The sequence below is a fragment of the Alteromonas sp. ALT199 genome (assembly GCF_018619335.1).
Taxonomy (GTDB): Bacteria; Pseudomonadota; Gammaproteobacteria; order Enterobacterales; family Alteromonadaceae; genus Alteromonas.
In genome coordinates this window covers 26,181-42,965 of record NZ_JAHHDX010000090.1, presented here as the reverse complement: position 1 = coordinate 42,965, position 16,785 = coordinate 26,181, and the positions used below count along the sequence as shown (strand labels likewise).

The following is a 16,785-nucleotide window of genomic DNA, read 5'->3' as shown; positions in this document are numbered from 1 at the left end:
AGTAACCTGTGATGGAACAATCTAAGGCGCGTATAGTATCAAAAACTTAAGGTAAAAGCTGATCAACACTTGCCAATTCAAGGTATAATAACGGCGAAATTCCCCAAAGGTGTATGTATGTCAAAACGTGTAAAACGCCGCTTTGTAGCAGGTGCTACGTGCCCAAAATGCCAAGAGCTAGATACGATTTCGTTGTATTATGAAAACAACGTGGAAAAGCTGGAATGCGTAGCGTGTGGTTACAATGAAGCGCAAACCGACGAAAACGTCAGTGCCGCCACTCGTTCTAACGAAAATGTGATTGGTATCTTCAAACCTCACTAGCATTCCTACTCACTGTTAAGTAAATCTTACTGTTAAGCCTGTGTAGTGCCTCACCACACTGTACTCAGGCTTTTTAAAACCTCCTCTGCACTCCGCGCCAGCCTTGTTCATTACTCGTAACGAACAACAGCGCTCATCAAGGCATGTTTTTTGTATTTCCTTCTCTTAAGGAGTGAAATATGAAGCACGCTAAAAAACGATTTTGCTATGTGGTAGCAGGGCTATTGATCATGCTCGTCGCATTTAGGTTGTACCTTCCTTATGCCGCAGCCACATACATTAACAACACATTAAGTCAATCGGACCAATACAATGGTCGAGTGGGCGATGTCGATTTAATGCTGTGGCGAGGTGCCTACAGCTTAGAATCTGTATTGCTATACAAAGCGAATGGACAAATAGATAAGCCATTGTTTAAAGCTGACTATGTAGAGTTTACGCTTTCCTGGTCACAGCTTTTTAAAGGTGCAGCCGTTGGCAGGGTGGTGGTAAATTCTCCCGAAATCAATTTTGTAGACGGAAATACAGAAGAGAAAAGTCAGTCAGGTAAGAACGAAAATTGGTTGTCTATTGCTGACCAATTGTTCCCGTTACGCATAGACAAACTCACCATTAACGAAGGGAAAATTGCTTTTCACAACCCTGATACCTCTCCGGCTATCGACATTGCGCTACACGATATTCAGCTTGAATTGAATAATTTGGTTAATAGTGACGATTTATCAGATACGCGCGTAGCGACAGCGACAGCGAAAGGCCAAACCGCAGAGCAAGGTACTATTTCGTTAAACGCTAAACTTAACCCTGCAACCAAAGCCCCTACCTTTGACCTAGACATTCAAGCTGACAACGTTGGTCTGGTGAATTTTAAAAATTTGCTTGATACCTATGCCCCCTTTGACTTAGAAGCAGGAACCCTCACGCTTGCGGCCGAAGTCGCGTCTAACGAAGGACAAGTAAAAGGTTATGTAAAACCCATTTTGCATAACGTTGAAGTATTTTCTTGGAAAGGCGACATTGAACGTGACGGAGACGGTTTTATTGAAGGCAGTATTGAAGCGATTTCCGCGTTTGTCACTGAACTGTTTGAAAACCAAAGCCAAGACCAAATTGCCACACGTATTCCTATTGAGGGCGATTTATCTAGCCCAGAAACACAGACTTGGGATGCATTTACGGCGATATTAAAAAACGCATTTATTAAAGCATTTCAAGGTGATGTAGAGGAAAGTGTAGAGCTTGACAGATTGGAGTTAGACAGACTGGAAACCCCTGAAGGGGCCAACTAAAAAGCGTCGAGTTATTTACACGGCTAAGGGCTTTTTTAGCCGCTGAGGGCTAACTTAACCGCTAAGGGCTCTGCAAGAGCCCTACCGGTTTAGCTGAGTTTTATATGGTACAGCTATCACCACAATCGTTGGCACCGTCGCGCATGCCTTCAATTTCCTGGCTTTCTTGCTTGTCTTTTTCAGCCTGCTTTTCGGCTACTGACTGCTCAACTGAGTTAAAATCGATGCTGTCAAACGCATCCATATCAAAATCACTCATAATGTTCTCTCTTAAATAGTAAAAAGGCTTCTCTAACTGAAGCCTTTGTATCGGGGCGCAAGTGTAATTCAATTAAATTGCCAGGATAAATGCAGTCTTAGCCTAACTCATAACAAGATAAACTAGTGCCTACGCGAAGCCTTTTACAGCTTGGGTTATAAACTCTTGATTTTTAAGTGAGTGTACTGTCTATAAGACGCCCCTCTAAACCAAAGTGGCGCCTAAGCCATTCAAGGATGACTCAAATCAATAGTGCGGAGGCGGGGTCTCTTCTGATTGCTTAGCAATGTTAGACGGTTCTATGCTTTTAACACGATCTATTACGTGACTTACTTTAAACGCTAAATCATCGAGTTGCTTTTGTTGTGAAGCTAGCGCTTCATTAAGCGCTTCGATAGTGTGCTCTTGAAAGGCTACTTTCATTTGTAGCTCTTCAATATAACTATTGGCGCTATCTACTTGCTGTTGTAAATGCTCAGCGCTTTTCTCTGTCATGTAAATTCTCTATTTCTCTCGGTGCCATTCTTCGGCAAGGCCACTGCTACTAATAGACAATATATTATCATTGGGAAGGAAGGCTACGCCATAAACAACTGCCGTTGGCGGTGAAATAGACTCTCTAGAAGCAACTTGAATCGATTGCTCTTGCTCACCGCTCTGCAAATTCCAAAGATAAACCTTCCTGGCTGGGGAGCCTGTAAGTAAATGCTGGCCATCTTTTGAAAACTCGACATCTGTGAAGATCTTTTGACGAGAGGCAAACTTGAGTGAAGTCACAGGCTGCCCAGTTTGCGCACTCCATACTTGCGACTTACTTTGACTGTCGGCGGTAAAGGCAAACCGACCTTCATCATCTAGCGCAACTTTGGTCACCCGAGTAGGGTGAGTGAAAGTGTGGATGATTTGCCCAGTGTCTGTACTCCACAAATACGCTATATAATCGTTACCACCGGTAAGAGCGAACTTGCCGTTGGGCGAAATATCAATGGAATTAACTTTCTCCTGATGCCCGAAGAATTCGAGGCGGCGAGAGGTGCGCGGCTCAAAATACATCACCTTACCATTTGAGCGAGCGACGAGTATGCCATTACCATTATTGGTGACGACCACATCGCGAATAGAGGACTCATCTATTCGCCAAAACCCTTCTGGCTCGCCGGTTTCTAGGCTCCACAAAGCGAAAGCTTCACGATCGGCAGTTACCACATAACGTTTATCTGCGCTAATGTGCACCGACATGACTAAATTGTTACCTTCGCCTTGATGACTCCAGTGGTAAAGGGGCTCGCTTTGTCCGATTCGCCATACATTTACACCGTTATTCACACCAGACACAACCGCTAACGTGCCGTCAGTCGATATATCTGCCGCGTATGCGCCTTCTTCTACATGACGCCACTGCTGTATTGGCGTAGTATCAGGGACAGTGCATCCCATGGAATTGCCAATAAGTAAGGTGAGTAACACTATTCTATGGAACATTTGAGGCCTAAACATAATCAAATGGGTTTCGCTTTGTAAACGCTACGTTTAACATAGCATGGATCACGCATCTTTAACTATCGTGCAAACTGCCTTAGATGCAGCAGTATAGACATAGACGCATGATGATAATAATTTATGGAGACGTTTTTATGCAGAAGTCGCTCGTTGCCTTATCTACTATCGCTGCGCTAGGCCTTTTCGCTTGCCAGCCAAATACATCTGATGAGGCCGCTTCTACAAGCGCTGATAGTGCAAAAACATCTGCTGTAACAGCAGAAGAAATGACAGATACGCAAAAGCAAGCTTACGCCATGGGCGCAAGCATGGGTCTGTTCGTTAGCAACCGTGCCGAACAGCAAGAGCAGCTTGGTTTAACGTTAGACCAGGATGCGCTACAACAAGGCTTTAAAGACGGTTTAAACGACACCCTTAAGTTCACGCCTGAGCAAATTCAACAAATCGCTCAAGAAGGTGAAGAAGTGCTACGCACTAAGCAGCAAGAAATGGCGGAACAAGCCGCTGAGAAAAATATTGAAGCAGGCCTTGCTTACCTAGAAGAAAACGGTAAGAAGGAAGGCGTGGTTACTACAGAGTCTGGTCTTCAGTACGAAGTACTTGAAGAAGGCGAAGGTGCAAGCCCTGAAGCGACAGACATGGTAAAAGTACACTATCGCGGTACTTTGCTTGATGGTACAGAGTTTGACTCATCTTATAAGCGTGGCGAGCCAGCAGAATTCCCACTTAACCGTGTAATTTCGGGCTGGACTGAAGGCGTACAGTTGATGAAAGAAGGCGCGAAATATCGCTTCCACATTCCATCAGAGCTCGCTTACGGCGCGCGTTCAACAGGTGCAATTACACCTAATTCAACGCTTGTTTTCGATGTTGAGCTATTAGAAGTGGTTAAGCCTGAAGCTGAAGCTCCTGCTGAATAAGCAACCGCTTTAAAAAAGAGAAAGCCGACGCTTAGCGTCGGCTTTTTAGTTTTAGTGAGTCAGCGTGATCCTTGCTTACCTTTTCCCTACGAGCCAGTGGATTTTCACCACGCGCGTACCCAAATAGTAAAGTGGGTTATTCAATATGCTTGGTGCCTCGAATTACACTTATAAGCTTAGTACAAAGCTAAAAAAATTCACGTCCAAACTGCCATTTTCTTGTAACAATTTAATCTTAAAATGCGCGGCTTAAAACTAAAAATTTTAACGCTGAGGTGCGCGCCGTCTCTCAGTATGCACTTTGAAAGTGGCAAAGTGATTTAGTAGTGTCTGCCCCACTTTGTACATGGTGCAGCCTAAAATGAGATAGAGCACAGTTCGTACGCTGTTCAAGCGAACAACAATATCAAGCAAGGCATACAACAATAGCAGCGCGCCGCTTAAAAACAGCATAAACCCAATGATAGTACCACTTATTTGAAGAGGTTCATTTCCCGACCTTCGGCGGTTCAACACAGGTATCCTGTTATGCATTTGTTTCCCCTAATTGTTTGGCTATTATTTATACTGTGACACTGCATGAAAGGTTTATGTTCAATAATTATCCAATTTGCCCGTTTTGTCACTTTTTCACACTAGCAAAGATTGCGTTTTACCTTATTACCCACATAAAGTAAGGGTAATTTGTTGGAATATTTATAGGACATTGTGAAAACACCGCTTATCACTCGAAAGGGCTACCTTAAGCTTAAACAAGAGCTTGACGTCTTGTGGCGTGAAGAAAGACCAGAAATTACTCGCAAGGTGACTTGGGCTGCCAGCCTAGGCGATAGAAGTGAGAACGCCGATTACCAATACAACAAAAAGAAGCTTCGTGAAATTGACCGTCGCGTTCGCTACCTACGTAAATGCTTAGAAAATCTCAAAGTTGTGGATTACGATTCACAGCAAGAAGGCAAAGTATTCTTCGGAGCTTGGGTAGAGATTGAAAACGAATCGGGCGCAGTAATGGAGCTTCGCTTAGTTGGCTATGATGAAATATTTGGCCGTAAGGATTACATTTCTATCGATTCCCCCATGGCTCGTGCTCTTCTTGGTAAAGAGGAAGATGATGAATTTGTTGTTAAGACCGAATCAGGGACTAAAGAGTGGTGGATAAATCGAATTTGGTATGACGCAACCGACAAACTATAGACAATGAATAACGCCTTTTATTTAGCTTTTTAAGCACAATGATCAGACGACTTTCCCTACACCGCGGTGATATACTCACCGCTCTTATTTTCACTACCAACGCTGTGTATGTAAGCCTGTCACACATCGTTTATTCGCCATTGCCTAACGCGAATTTTAAGTATCTTAGAGCGACTTATGATTATCAATAAAATAGCAGATGAACTTAGCGTTCAACCTTCGCAAGTAACTGCAGCCGTAAAACTTCTCGATGAAGGGTCAACCGTACCTTTCATTGCCCGATATCGCAAAGAAGTAACCCAAGGTCTTGATGATACGCAACTGCGTACGCTAGAGCAGCGCTTAACCTACTTACGAGAACTGGAAGAGCGCCGCGATGTTATTCTTAAATCTATTGAAGAACAGGGCAAACTTACCGACGAGCTTAAAAGCAGTATCACCAGAGCCGATAGCAAAACAACACTTGAAGATTTGTACTTGCCGTACAAGCCCCGCCGTCGCACTAAGGGACAAATTGCTATTGAAGCCGGTCTCGAACCACTGGCAGATGCCCTATTTGGCAACCCTGACACAGACGCTGAAAGTGCAGCGCAAGAGTATGTAAATACAGGCAACGGCGTTGCCGATACTAAAGCCGCGCTAGAGGGTGCTCGCTACATCCTTATGGAACGCTTTGCAGAAGATGCCTCTTTGCTAGCAAAAGTACGTCACTACCTTACTGATAATGCACACGTAAAGAGCACGGTTGTACCCGGTAAAGAAAAAGAAGCGGCTAAATACAAAGATTACTTCGAACACAGCGAAAAGTACAAAAACGTGCCGTCGCATCGCGCATTGGCCATGTTCAGAGGTCGCAACGAAGGCATGCTTCATATTCAATTGGATGCCGACCCGCAGTCAGAAGAAAAAGGCCCATCTCATTGTGAGCACATTATTGCAAGCCACTACGACATTATGCATCGCGGGCGTGGCGCAGATGACTTCTTGGCACAAGTTGTACAGTGGACATGGAAAATCAAGATTGGTTTACACATGGAAACCGAGCTATTCAGCGCCCTAAGAGAGCGTGCTGAAGAAGAAGCTATTGAGGTTTTTGCTAAAAACCTAAACGACCTGCTTATGGCAGCACCTGCTGGTGCGAAAACCACTATGGGCCTAGATCCAGGCTTGAGAACAGGGGTAAAAGTGGCCGTTGTCGATAGCACAGGTAAAGTGGTCGCGACCAACACCATATTTCCCCACGCCCCACAAAACCAGTGGGATAAATCTATTCGCACGCTTAATACCCTGTGCAAGCAATACAAAGTTGATTTGATCAGCATTGGCAACGGTACAGGTTCCCGTGAAACCGACAAACTCGTTGGCGAAATGCTAAAGAATAATAGCGAACTTGCAGCACAGAAAATTATGGTAAGTGAAGCTGGCGCATCGGTATATTCAGCGTCTGAGCTTGCGTCAAAAGAGCTGCCTGATCTTGATGTTTCAATTCGCGGCGCGGTGTCTATCGCACGTCGCCTGCAAGACCCACTAGCAGAGTTAGTGAAAATTGAGCCTAAAGCCATTGGTGTTGGCCAGTATCAGCATGACGTGAGTCAAAGCCAGCTAGGCAAGTCGCTTGACCGCGTTATTGAAGACTGTGTAAACGCTGTAGGCGTTGATTTAAACACAGCATCGCCAGCGTTATTAAGCTACGTATCGGGCTTAAACAGAACCTTAGCGCACAATATTGTTAACTTCAGAGACACTAATGGTGCCTTCCCTAACCGTAAAGCACTGTTGAAAGTAGAACGCTTAGGACCAAAAGCATTTGAGCAAGCGGCGGGCTTTCTTCGTATAGTAAATGGCAGCAACCCGCTGGATGCCTCTGCGGTTCACCCCGAAGCATATCCAGTAGTCGATAAAATTGTAGATACCACTGCGGTTGCAGTTAACGACATTATCGGTAACACCGAGTTATTAAAAAGCTTGTCGCCAGATACCTTTATCAGCGATGCATTCGGCTTACCTACCGTTAAGGACATTCTTAAAGAGTTAGATAAACCAGGGCGAGATCCTCGCCCTGAGTTTAAAACAGCGACCTTTAAAGAAGGCGTTGAAACCATAAATGACCTTAAGCCGGGTATGATTTTAGAGGGAGTAGTTAGCAACGTAGCGAATTTCGGTGCGTTTGTTGATGTCGGCGTGCACCAAGATGGCCTAGTGCATATTTCAGCACTGACTAACAAGTTTATCTCAGACCCTCGAGAAGTGGTTAAAGCCGGTGATATCGTTAAAGTAAAAGTGCTGGAAGTGGACGTACAGCGCAAACGTATTTCCTTCACTATGCGCTTAGACGATACACCAAATCAAAGCAACAACGCTGGCGGCCATAGCGCTTCAAGCAAGGGCTCTACTAACCAAGGAGCAGGTAAAGGGCAACAAAAAGGGCCAGGACGCGCTAAAACAAATCAGCGTTCAAGTCAGGGTGGTGGCAATCGCAACAGTCAGCCACAAAACAGTGCTATGGGCAATGCTTTTGCCGATGCGTTTGCGAAGGCAAAAAAGTAAAATCTAGCGATTTGTTATCACTTACTCATGCTTTAAAAGGGCCTGTCACAAAAAGACAGGCCTTTTTAATCTTGCTTCCATTTAACCTGCTATGTTTGTTACATTAGTCTTAGTGCATTCATGCGCACAGATACTCTGAAATAAAGAGCAACGAAACAAAAAACACCGAATTAGTGAAAAGGTATTGGTCACACCGAAACCGAAGTTCGTATGTTGTTAACGTTTAGCGAGACAGTTCACGTTTTTATAATGTCTTAACGTTTAACGAAGGTAATGCCGCTCATTTGACCACGGCCTTTTTTCAAGGCAGCACTTTCGGACGACAATAATGAGCTAAGGGTTACCGACCTTTGGTGTACGAATGCTTAATCTACTCTGTACAGCAAAGATCATCTGCCCTCATCAAAGGATGATTTTATGAACTCGCCTGTCTCAAACAACATGCTGAATGTCAGCGCCGACTACCCCGACCTTCGCGATCGCTATTACCAACCCAACCTCACCCCACTGAAACCTTTTATCGACCCGCCGGGTAACTTGGTCATATTAGATCAAGGTAAAGACGGTGCTTGTACAGGCTTTGCGTTGGCCGCCGCCATAAATTTTATTTATCGCCAGCAAGGTCGAAAGCATACCGTTAGTCCGTGGATGCTTTATGCCATGGCAAAACGTCACGACGAGTGGCTAGGCGAAGCTTACGAAGGCTCTAGCTGTCGCGGTGCTATTAAAGGCTGGTACAACAGCGGTGTATGTAACTATTCATTCACTGAAGATATAAAGCACAGCAACGAGTTTGAAATGACCCTTGCCATTGCTGACAACGCAAGTAATCACAGATTAGGGGCGTACTACCGTATCGAACGAGAAATCAGTGATTTTCATGCCGCGCTTAACGAAGTGGGCGTTATTTTTGTGTCAGCTAGAATTCATGAAGGCTGGAAAGACAGCGAAGGGGATGCAATAAGCCTAAGACCTGAGCCCATGGGTGGACACGCCTTTGCCATTGTCGGCTACAACGATGAAGGCTTTTGGATACAAAATTCTTGGGGTACGGATTGGAAAAAGTCAGGGCTAGCACTTTGGCGCTACGATGACTGGGCGTTAAATGTTATGGATGCTTGGGTTGTTCAACTCGCGCTCCCTATTTCAGGTACGGGTACCTACCATCAAGCTACGCGTTCTATCGCGCAAGGATTGTTCTCTCGCTCCACGCCGCGAGTGAGTATTCAAGATCACTTCGTTCATTTTGACGACGGACACTTTGATACAAGAAGCAAATACTGGAGTAACAAGAACCATGTAGACGCCATTGTTGAGAAACTTTCTGAAAGCAACCATCGCCATGTGATGCTATATGCCCATGGCGGTTTAAATAGTATAAAGGCCTCGGCTAAACGCATTGCCGCCATGAAAGACACCTTCCTTAAAAACGATGTTTACCCCATTCACTTCATGTATGACACGGGCATGCTAGAAGAATTAAGGGATATTCTAGGCTTTAAGAATAAGGAAATTAGCAACAAAGTAGGGGCCTTCACCGATTATACCGACCGCATTCTTGAATGGGCAACTCGTAAAGTAGGCGGTGCGCTATGGCGTGAAATGAAATCGGATGCTTGCACACCTTTTACCCGCACTACTTCCGACGGTACGTATTTTTTAACGCAGTTAGCCGCCTATTTGAAAGAGAATTCAAACATTAAACTGCACATCGTGGGCCATTCGGCAGGTTCTATTTTTCACGCCCACAGTCTGTCTCGATTGTTTAAAGTTGATGAAAGTATAAGCATTAAGAGTTTGCATTTACTGGCCCCTGCCATTAGCTACCCCTTATTTGACGAAAAGCTCTCTAAACTTATAGAAGATAAACATATCGAGTCGACCACGATTTACAACTTATCTGAGGCATTGGAAAAAGATGATAACGTGGCACGCATTTACCAAAAATCATTGCTGTATTTGGTCTCAAACGCGTTTGAATCTAAATCGGAGATGCCTTTGTTAGGTATGGCCGTGTTTAATCAGCAGCTTTCTAATGTAACGTTTAAATACAGCGAAGGGAAAGAGGGTGGCGCCACTGCAGCCACTTCTCATGGTGGTTTTGATAACGACATAGACACCATGAACTCGGTGCTTTCAGATATTACTGGCGGTTCACCTAAATACCCTTTTATAAGGCAATTTTAAACTATTAGAACCTACTGGCCTATTACTTCAAACGTTATGCTTGAAATGATAGGCCTTCTCTGGATGGAGTGTATGCTTGTAAATAAGCGTTTTGAATACGGCCAATTCGTGCCTGCATAAATTCAGCCTCGTTAACCTCAGAGCCTTGTACAGAAGTCTCACTTGCGAGGGTAGACTGGGTATCTAGTACCTCATCTACAACCACACCTGTCGTTGAATCTGCATTAGCTTCAGGCTGTACGATGGATTGAGTATCTGAAACGCGATTAGAACTATCTGTTGAAGCTTGCTCTGCTGAAAGACTTTCAGCTTGGCCTTTAGCTATCTCGCTTCGGGCCTCTGTGGCTTTTTGAGACGCCTCAGCGGCTACTTTTAAATCTTGTGATGAAGGTTCAGCTGGCGCAAGGGCGGCTGCGCGCACTTGTTCCATTTTTTGCAGCGTTTCTTCAGGCGTCTTTTCTTCTGAAACATCAATAGACACCTGACCGTCGGTAACATAGCGCTTATTATCAGGCCCTGTGGTGTATTCATATTGCGGAGCACCTGCGTACTGTCCACCTGTTGCCGCATGCGCCTGCTCGTGAACTCTTACTTCCTGATCGCGAGCTTTTAGCTGTTCAATTTCCGTCGCTTCTTGCTTTTCTTGCTGCTCTTGTTGCCTGTCTTTCGCGTCTTGCTTACCTGCACTCTCGTCCTGCGCATTGTCTTTTTCTTGCCCAAAAACGTTTTGAAAAGCCGCTTGAAGCTCGGTTTGTATTTGAGGGCGTTCGTAGGTGACAGGGGCTGGCGGCTGACCTGGATTTTTAGCCTTGTCTGTTTCTGAACCTAAACCTTTTTGAGAGGCGCCTTGCTGGGAGTCTGACGCTTGAGGAATAGTTTCTCTTTGCACGTTATCTCTACGTGCAGATTCTGTATTTATGTTCGCCGTGGGATAAGCAATGGCGTTAAGGATTGGCGTGACTATATTCACCGTAATGGCTCAACTCTAGGCCAGCACGTCAATAATGGTGCCGAGCATCTCATCGGCAACGCCTAACACTCTGGCAGAAGCTTGAGCATTTCGCTCGTTCACATTAAGCGCAATTAAATCGTCTGTTAAACGCGTAGTTGTAGAGGTTGAATTAGAAGAGGTGTTGTTTGTGTCGGTATTGGCAGTAATGGGTTGAGCGGGCGCAATCGCATCTTCAGCTGTGCGCTGAGCAATATTCGCAGATGCCTGCGAAATGCCATCGCTTGCACTTTGTAAACCATATTGGGCCGCTGCAAACGCAGAGCTGGCACCTAACCCATCAATACTTGTCATACACTTCCCCTAACCTCTCATGTGTAATTATTAACCAATTTCACACAAATGGAAAGACATGTATCACACCTTGCCATTAACTTATTGTAAGCAGGCGATATTTATAAAACTTGTAAGAATAAAAAGCTTCAAACCATGGCAAATGTCCAGTTTGAAGCTTTATCCACTAGTCAAGACGCTTTTTGCTGGTAAACACCAGCAACAAAGCGAAATAGAATGTCGGCGGTTTGCTGGGGGTGTGAAATAAACGGCGCATGGGACGCGTGAGGAAGAACAACATTGTCGGCTTGCGGATGCAGCTCGCAAATTCGGTCTATCCCACTGGTCGGCACTAAGCTATCTAATCTGCCATACAAGCGTAAAGTAGGCGTGGTAATACGCCCCACCTCTTGGCGCATATCTTCGGTAGACAATATACGTAAACCTTTTTTAAGCGCTTCCTCAGCAGGCTCAGGGAACTGGGTGACCTGTTCTCTAATTGCTTTAATATCTTGCTTTGCCGTTTCACTGCCCATTGCTTGAATTGCCAAAAAACGTTCCAGTGTTTTTTGGTAATTTTTCTCTAGCTGGGCTTCAAACATAGCAAGTAAATCGGCTGCAATCCCCGGCCAGCAAGGCCCTGCTATAAAACGAGGCGTGGAAGCAATAGTAACCAGTCCACTGAGCTTTTCCGGTGCTAGCAACGCGAGTTTTTGGGCTACCAAGCCGCCTAATGACCACCCTACTAATACACACTGTTCTGGCAATTTACCCACAATAGATTGGGCAAGGGTTTCTACATTGTAAGGTGATGGGATGATCTTTGCGTTTTCCCCAAATCCGGGAAGGTCGATGGTAGTAACGCGAAAATTATCACTAAGGTAAGGAATAAAGGATGTGAACGCCCCGCTGTTCATACCCCATCCATGAAGAAATACTACATCTACGCCTGTACCCTGAGTACGGGTGACAAGCTCGCCGTTTGTATGCAAAATTTCCATTTACACCTCCTTAGGCAGACACATGGTTTTTGAAAAACCACGAAATGATGAAAATAGGTCGACGTTCGACAATTCAAGGAAGTTGATGGAATCAACATTATGAACCTTTCATGCTTGCTATGTTATCAGGCAAGTCCTACGCCAGTATGTCACTGGTGTGAAGATGACATATTTTTTTTTGATGCCACGTTGCACGGAAGCAACCTGCTTCAATATGGACCTGTGGCAGGCCACGTCAAGCATAATCAGTATGATACGCTAAGCGTTCTAGGTCTTCATACGTGGCCAATGTCATCGCTGGTTCACCAGTTAAAGTTTACGCATTCCCTTACGGCAGGAAAAGTATTAAGTAACTGGTTTGTCCATAAAAAGCGACAGTGCACTTTATCAGTGCCCAATGTACTACTTCCGGTTCCAATTAGTGCATGGCGACTCGCAACGCGGCACTACAATCAGGCTACGCTGCTGTGTGAAAGCATAAGCAACGAACTGGGCATTCCAGTTAACCAGTCATGGGCTAAGCGCAAAGGCTTTAGTGTGCAGCACCATTTATCCAAAATAGCGAGGGCAGAAAACGCTCACCGTGTATTTAGCCTATCGGATTGGTGTATTGATAGTGAGATAACAGCAGCGCAATGTAAGTTGAACGGCAGCGGCTTTACTGTCGCTATTGTCGATGATGTGCTCACCACCGGCGTGACCGTAAATACCCTAAGTAAAAGGCTCAAACAGCGCTACCCAAAGATTCAGATTCAAGTGTGGGCAGCGGCATTTACGCCACCACCTAAAAGCAGCCTTTTACAAAAAACGTGAATTGTGAAGGAGGATACGACGTGATTAGCTTTTAAAGCGCGGTATGCACCGCGCTTTAAACACTGATTTAGCGAATAAAGTGTGACTGGTAAATTGCATTGGCCAGCATTTTATTTGTGCCATACCAGTACCCTCTAAACTGCGTATTGTCGGTAAAGCCAATGACAACGCCGCGCCCCATTTTCTGAGTTGTCACCGCGGTTGATTCAGCCATTAGCGCAACCATTCTTTTATCACTAAACCCTGCCACGAGGGGCTCGTCGGTGTAGCGTGCAGGTGTGACAAACGGCGAGCTACTTGCTTCCACGACCATATTGTTCGTTTTAAACATAGGTAGCGTGTCATCGCTATAGCCATAAAAAAGTGGATGAGTATTATCAATATCTGCTTCAAATACAGCGCCTGCCACCAACTTTCTGGCATAGAGCGTCGAGCCGTCTTCGTAGCTTAAATCGCTATCATCGAAAGCATTATCTATAGTCTCTCTACTGACAATGTCCGCATCTAGCCACTTGTGTTTAGCGAAGTAACGCAGTGCAGATTTTTGCCCCACTATCACACCACCAGCTTTTACCCACATTTCAATTTTTGCTCTGTCGCTTTCTGTAAAGCGGTAACTCCCGCTTGGAAACAGAAGATGTGTGTAAGTGATACTAGGATCGTTAAGAGCCCTTAGCAGATGTTGCTGCTCTACAATACTGGCAGCTAGCCCCACCTTAGTATCGAAGTAGTGCCACATTTCACCTGCTTCGTATTCACTGGTGCCTTCACCGCCCACTATCAACACTTGCGGCGGGGTAACGGGAGCCATGCTTCGGCTACCTAAGTCGTGGCCTGTGGGTGTTAATCCGCTTCGTAGACTAAACACAGGAACCTGAAGCTGTTGCTGTGCATCACGTAAGATGGAGGCCAAGTTTTCTGGTTGACCCAAGCCTCTTGGCACCACAATACTACCCGGCTGAAGCTCGACATTTTTGCCGTCGTATTTAATGGCAGAAAATGTTTCTTCACTGCTGCGCACTTTTACGCCAGCTTCCAGCAAGGTTTGAAGCATGGCAGGCGCATAGTAGTGCTGCCATGAAAATGCATAGGCATAAGCGTTAGGCTGAATATCATTAAGTGCCACTTGTAATAGTGCGGTGTTGTCATTTAGCTTAAGGCTTCGTGCATCTCCATTATCTAATGGCGTGTAATCCAAATTAAAAGCCAAGGCTAAATTCCACGTTGAAACATCGTAGAAGGTGTTGTTTTCAAAAGACGTTTGCGTAGAAAATATTGACTTAACTAGACGATATTGAGGTTGGTCAGTAGGAATGTATATTGACTCTTTAGCACCGTAGCGCACTTTATTTGCTTCAAAAGTTTTCGTAAGCACTTCGTATTCAATGTGATGCTGCTCAAGTAACGCAACAAATGCGTTGAAGCGAGCGATATCATTTGATGCGCTTACTACAAACCCAGCCTGAGCATCTTGTTTGGCCAAAGACTGCGTACTCTTAACAAAGCCCGACTGATAATCAAGGATTGCAGCCTTATTGGCCAATGCGCCTCTAAAGGTACTGAGAGACGTAGTAATTTGGTTCGCTATGGTGTCTTTGAAAGCAAGCTTGCCGTTAATAGAATCCTGAAGGTGCCCTCGTGAACTGGCTTGTTCGAATAGAATACCCACACTGCCGTGAAGGTCTGGATAGGTCGACCCTTTACCAGCATAGAAGTCGTCGAAGGCTTCTTCGGTGAAATACAGCTCGCCCTGTTCATCAAATGCAGCCGCGTGATAATGTGCAAGCGCTTCCGTTAACGTGACGTTCTCATCTGGCGTTAAAGGGTTTTTGCGCGACCGTACGCCGGGCTGAAAGAAATAGGTACTGTCTGTGCCCATTTCATGAAAATCAGTCAGAATATGTGGCCGCCATTTGTGAAACTGTTTAATACGCGCCTGCGACTCTGGGTGCGCTAGCAGTAGCCAGTCGCGATTTAAATCGAACCAGTAGTGATTTGTACGACCTGATGGCCAACCCTCGTCATGTTCACGGTGACGGCTGTCAGAAACTAACTGCTTACCTTTGTGCATATTTGCCCACTGAGCAAATCGGGAAAGTCCATCGGGGTTGAAAGATGGATCAAACAACACAATATTGTTATTTAACAAGGCATCAATTTCTTTGCCTTCAGCGGCGGCTAAATAATAAGCCAACGCTAGTGAAGCATTGGTACCGGAAGGCTCATTACCGTGAATACTATAGCCCATGTAAAAAATTAGAGGAACGTCGCCACCTACTTTTTTGCCACTTTCCATGGCATCAATATGCTGCTGCCTCATGGCTTCAACATTGTTTCTATTTGACGGCGCAGTGATGGTCATTAGTAAAAGCGGACGATTTTCGTGAGTGCGTCCGGTTTCTTCAATACTAATACGATCGGACTTTTGAGCGAGTAACATCATATAGTTAACGACTTGGTCGTGACGTGCATGCCACTCACCAATATTGGCGCCAAGTACCGATTCAGGCTTAGGAATAGCGGGGTTGTAGGATACCGTATCAGGTAAATATGCTGTGACCGGCTGCCCGCCTGTATCAGGGGTAACTGTAACCACTGATGATAAGGCTGGCTGTGCTAGTACTTGCTGACTATTCGTAGTCCCAAAGCCGATAGTGCCAAGTGCCAACAATGTAGCGAGTGATAGAGGGGTCTTTTTGGCGGAGTTTTTTAGTTTCGCTAACATAGCGCTTCCCGTCTTGTTGTTATGGTTGAGAGTAATAGCGATGTACGTCTCTCTCAACAAATTCGATTCACTGGAATAATTTATTTAATTAATACCTGACTGTTTTACTCAGGTAAATTTGATACAATAATCCAAATTTTCAAAATATGTAGGACTTGCTGATGATAACTATATCAGAAGAAGCCCAGGCTCACTTCGTAAAACTGTTGAGTAAACAAGAGTCTGGCACGAATATTCGTGTATTCGTCGTAAACCCAGGCACTTCATCGGCTGAATGTGGCGTGTCCTATTGCCCACCAGACGCGGTAGAAGAGACAGATACTCGTTTGCAGTTTAATGGCTTCGATGCTGTGGTAGACGAAGAAAGCGCGCCGTATCTCGATGAAGCGGAAATTGACTATGTGACCGATCAAATGGGCTCTCAGTTAACGCTTAAAGCACCTAATGCTAAAGCGCGTAAAGTGGCCGACGATGCCCCTTTAGTTGAACGAATCAACTACATGATTGAATCAGAAATTAACCCGCAGTTGGCAAGCCATGGGGGCAATGTTGTACTTACCGAGTTGACTGATGATGGCTACGCTATTCTTCAGTTCGGCGGTGGTTGTAATGGCTGCTCGATGGTAGACGTTACCCTTAAAGAAGGTATAGAGAAGCAAATGATTGAACAGTTCGCTGGCGAGCTTAAAGGCGTTCGCGATGCAACTGAACACCAAGCCGGTGAGCACTCTTACTACTAAGCGC

At 45.2% G+C, this 16,785-nt stretch carries 16 protein-coding genes; 8 read left to right on the top strand and 8 right to left on the bottom strand.

The annotated features are described in order from the left end of the window. Positions 1-117: 117 nt before the first annotated feature. Both KL866_RS09440 and KL866_RS09435 read left to right on the top strand, forming a co-directional pair. The gene (locus KL866_RS09440) at positions 118-324 is read left to right on the top strand and encodes a YheV family putative zinc ribbon protein (RefSeq protein ID WP_214994789.1); all 207 of its coding nucleotides are present in this window, start codon (positions 118-120) and stop codon (positions 322-324) included. A 179-nt stretch (positions 325-503) separates the two neighbouring features. Next, entirely contained in the window at positions 504-1,613 is a 1,110-nt protein-coding gene (locus KL866_RS09435) for a DUF748 domain-containing protein (RefSeq protein ID WP_214994787.1), read from the top strand. 100 nt (positions 1,614-1,713) lie between these two features. Here KL866_RS09435 and KL866_RS09430 read toward each other — a convergent pair whose 3' ends face one another. From KL866_RS09430 to KL866_RS09420, 3 genes are all read right to left on the bottom strand, one after another. Beyond that, a complete protein-coding gene (locus KL866_RS09430; RefSeq protein ID WP_197025467.1) occupies positions 1,714-1,872 on the bottom strand; it encodes a hypothetical protein in 159 nt (52 codons plus the stop codon). Between the two features lie 246 nt (positions 1,873-2,118). Beyond that, positions 2,119-2,367, bottom strand: coding sequence for a SlyX family protein (locus KL866_RS09425; RefSeq protein WP_025257260.1), 249 nt, complete (start codon positions 2,365-2,367; stop codon positions 2,119-2,121). A 9-nt stretch (positions 2,368-2,376) separates the two neighbouring features. Beyond that, positions 2,377-3,309, bottom strand: coding sequence for a WD40 repeat domain-containing protein (locus KL866_RS09420; RefSeq protein ID WP_025257259.1), 933 nt, complete (start codon positions 3,307-3,309; stop codon positions 2,377-2,379). A gap of 197 nt (positions 3,310-3,506) precedes the next feature. Here KL866_RS09420 and fkpA point away from each other — a divergent pair, with 197 nt between their 5' ends. Continuing rightward, positions 3,507-4,292, top strand: a complete 786-nt coding sequence (gene fkpA, locus KL866_RS09415; protein ID WP_214994785.1) for an FKBP-type peptidyl-prolyl cis-trans isomerase — start codon at positions 3,507-3,509, stop codon at positions 4,290-4,292. A gap of 264 nt (positions 4,293-4,556) precedes the next feature. On the opposite strand, the gene KL866_RS09410 is transcribed toward fkpA, so the two are convergent. Then, a complete protein-coding gene (locus KL866_RS09410; RefSeq protein ID WP_214994783.1) occupies positions 4,557-4,826 on the bottom strand; it encodes a hypothetical protein in 270 nt (89 codons plus the stop codon). Between the two features lie 174 nt (positions 4,827-5,000). Between KL866_RS09410 and greB the strand changes: the two genes are divergently transcribed. The 3 genes from greB (at position 5,001) to KL866_RS09395 (ending at position 10,220) form a co-directional block, all read left to right on the top strand. After that, positions 5,001-5,486, top strand: a complete 486-nt coding sequence (greB, locus tag KL866_RS09405; protein ID WP_214994782.1) for a transcription elongation factor GreB — start codon at positions 5,001-5,003, stop codon at positions 5,484-5,486. Between the two features lie 177 nt (positions 5,487-5,663). Further along, entirely contained in the window at positions 5,664-8,033 is a 2,370-nt protein-coding gene (locus tag KL866_RS09400) for a Tex family protein (RefSeq protein ID WP_025257255.1), read from the top strand. A 417-nt stretch (positions 8,034-8,450) separates the two neighbouring features. Continuing rightward, positions 8,451-10,220 (top strand): C1 family peptidase, encoded by a 1,770-nt coding sequence (locus KL866_RS09395; RefSeq protein WP_214994781.1) that lies wholly within the window; start codon positions 8,451-8,453, stop codon positions 10,218-10,220. Positions 10,221-10,254: 34 nt separating this feature from the next. Here KL866_RS09395 and KL866_RS09390 read toward each other — a convergent pair whose 3' ends face one another. The 3 genes from KL866_RS09390 to bioH form a co-directional block, all read right to left on the bottom strand. Then, positions 10,255-11,190, bottom strand: coding sequence for a putative metalloprotease CJM1_0395 family protein (locus KL866_RS09390; protein WP_025257253.1), 936 nt, complete (start codon positions 11,188-11,190; stop codon positions 10,255-10,257). A gap of 15 nt (positions 11,191-11,205) precedes the next feature. Then, a complete protein-coding gene (locus KL866_RS09385) occupies positions 11,206-11,523 on the bottom strand; it encodes a hypothetical protein (RefSeq protein WP_025257252.1) in 318 nt (105 codons plus the stop codon). 170 nt (positions 11,524-11,693) lie between these two features. Further along, positions 11,694-12,503, bottom strand: a complete 810-nt coding sequence (gene bioH / locus KL866_RS09380) for a pimeloyl-ACP methyl ester esterase BioH (protein ID WP_025257251.1) — start codon at positions 12,501-12,503, stop codon at positions 11,694-11,696. A gap of 99 nt (positions 12,504-12,602) precedes the next feature. Between bioH and KL866_RS09375 the strand changes: the two genes are divergently transcribed. Then, a complete protein-coding gene (locus KL866_RS09375) occupies positions 12,603-13,316 on the top strand; it encodes a ComF family protein (RefSeq protein ID WP_025257250.1) in 714 nt (237 codons plus the stop codon). A 67-nt stretch (positions 13,317-13,383) separates the two neighbouring features. Here KL866_RS09375 and KL866_RS09370 read toward each other — a convergent pair whose 3' ends face one another. After that, positions 13,384-16,041: a M14 family zinc carboxypeptidase gene (locus KL866_RS09370; protein WP_214994780.1), complete on the bottom strand. Its 2,658-nt coding sequence runs from the start codon at positions 16,039-16,041 to the stop codon at positions 13,384-13,386. Positions 16,042-16,202: 161 nt separating this feature from the next. Between KL866_RS09370 and nfuA the strand changes: the two genes are divergently transcribed. After that, positions 16,203-16,781, top strand: coding sequence for a Fe-S biogenesis protein NfuA (gene nfuA, locus KL866_RS09365; RefSeq protein ID WP_025257248.1), 579 nt, complete (start codon positions 16,203-16,205; stop codon positions 16,779-16,781). Positions 16,782-16,785 lie beyond the last annotated feature (4 nt).

Excerpts from the sequence above, each read along its gene's own strand:
- KL866_RS09370 (WP_214994780.1), bottom strand. The coding sequence starts at position 16,041 with ATGTTAGCGAAACTAAAAAACTCCGCCAAAAAGACCCCTCTATCACTC.
- KL866_RS09410 (WP_214994783.1), bottom strand. The coding sequence starts at position 4,826 with ATGCATAACAGGATACCTGTGTTGAACCGCCGAAGGTCGGGAAATGAA.
- fkpA (WP_214994785.1), top strand. The coding sequence starts at position 3,507 with ATGCAGAAGTCGCTCGTTGCCTTATCTACTATCGCTGCGCTAGGCCTT.
- KL866_RS09425 (WP_025257260.1), bottom strand. The coding sequence starts at position 2,367 with ATGACAGAGAAAAGCGCTGAGCATTTACAACAGCAAGTAGATAGCGCC.
- KL866_RS09440 (WP_214994789.1), top strand. The coding sequence starts at position 118 with ATGTCAAAACGTGTAAAACGCCGCTTTGTAGCAGGTGCTACGTGCCCA.
- bioH (WP_025257251.1), bottom strand. The coding sequence starts at position 12,503 with ATGGAAATTTTGCATACAAACGGCGAGCTTGTCACCCGTACTCAGGGT.
- KL866_RS09420 (WP_025257259.1), bottom strand. The coding sequence starts at position 3,309 with ATGGGATGCACTGTCCCTGATACTACGCCAATACAGCAGTGGCGTCAT.
- KL866_RS09395 (WP_214994781.1), top strand. The coding sequence starts at position 8,451 with ATGAACTCGCCTGTCTCAAACAACATGCTGAATGTCAGCGCCGACTAC.
- KL866_RS09375 (WP_025257250.1), top strand. The coding sequence starts at position 12,603 with ATGAACCTTTCATGCTTGCTATGTTATCAGGCAAGTCCTACGCCAGTA.
- KL866_RS09435 (WP_214994787.1), top strand. The coding sequence starts at position 504 with ATGAAGCACGCTAAAAAACGATTTTGCTATGTGGTAGCAGGGCTATTG.
- KL866_RS09430 (WP_197025467.1), bottom strand. The coding sequence starts at position 1,872 with ATGAGTGATTTTGATATGGATGCGTTTGACAGCATCGATTTTAACTCA.
- KL866_RS09400 (WP_025257255.1), top strand. The coding sequence starts at position 5,664 with ATGATTATCAATAAAATAGCAGATGAACTTAGCGTTCAACCTTCGCAA.
- nfuA (WP_025257248.1), top strand. The coding sequence starts at position 16,203 with ATGATAACTATATCAGAAGAAGCCCAGGCTCACTTCGTAAAACTGTTG.
- KL866_RS09385 (WP_025257252.1), bottom strand. The coding sequence starts at position 11,523 with ATGACAAGTATTGATGGGTTAGGTGCCAGCTCTGCGTTTGCAGCGGCC.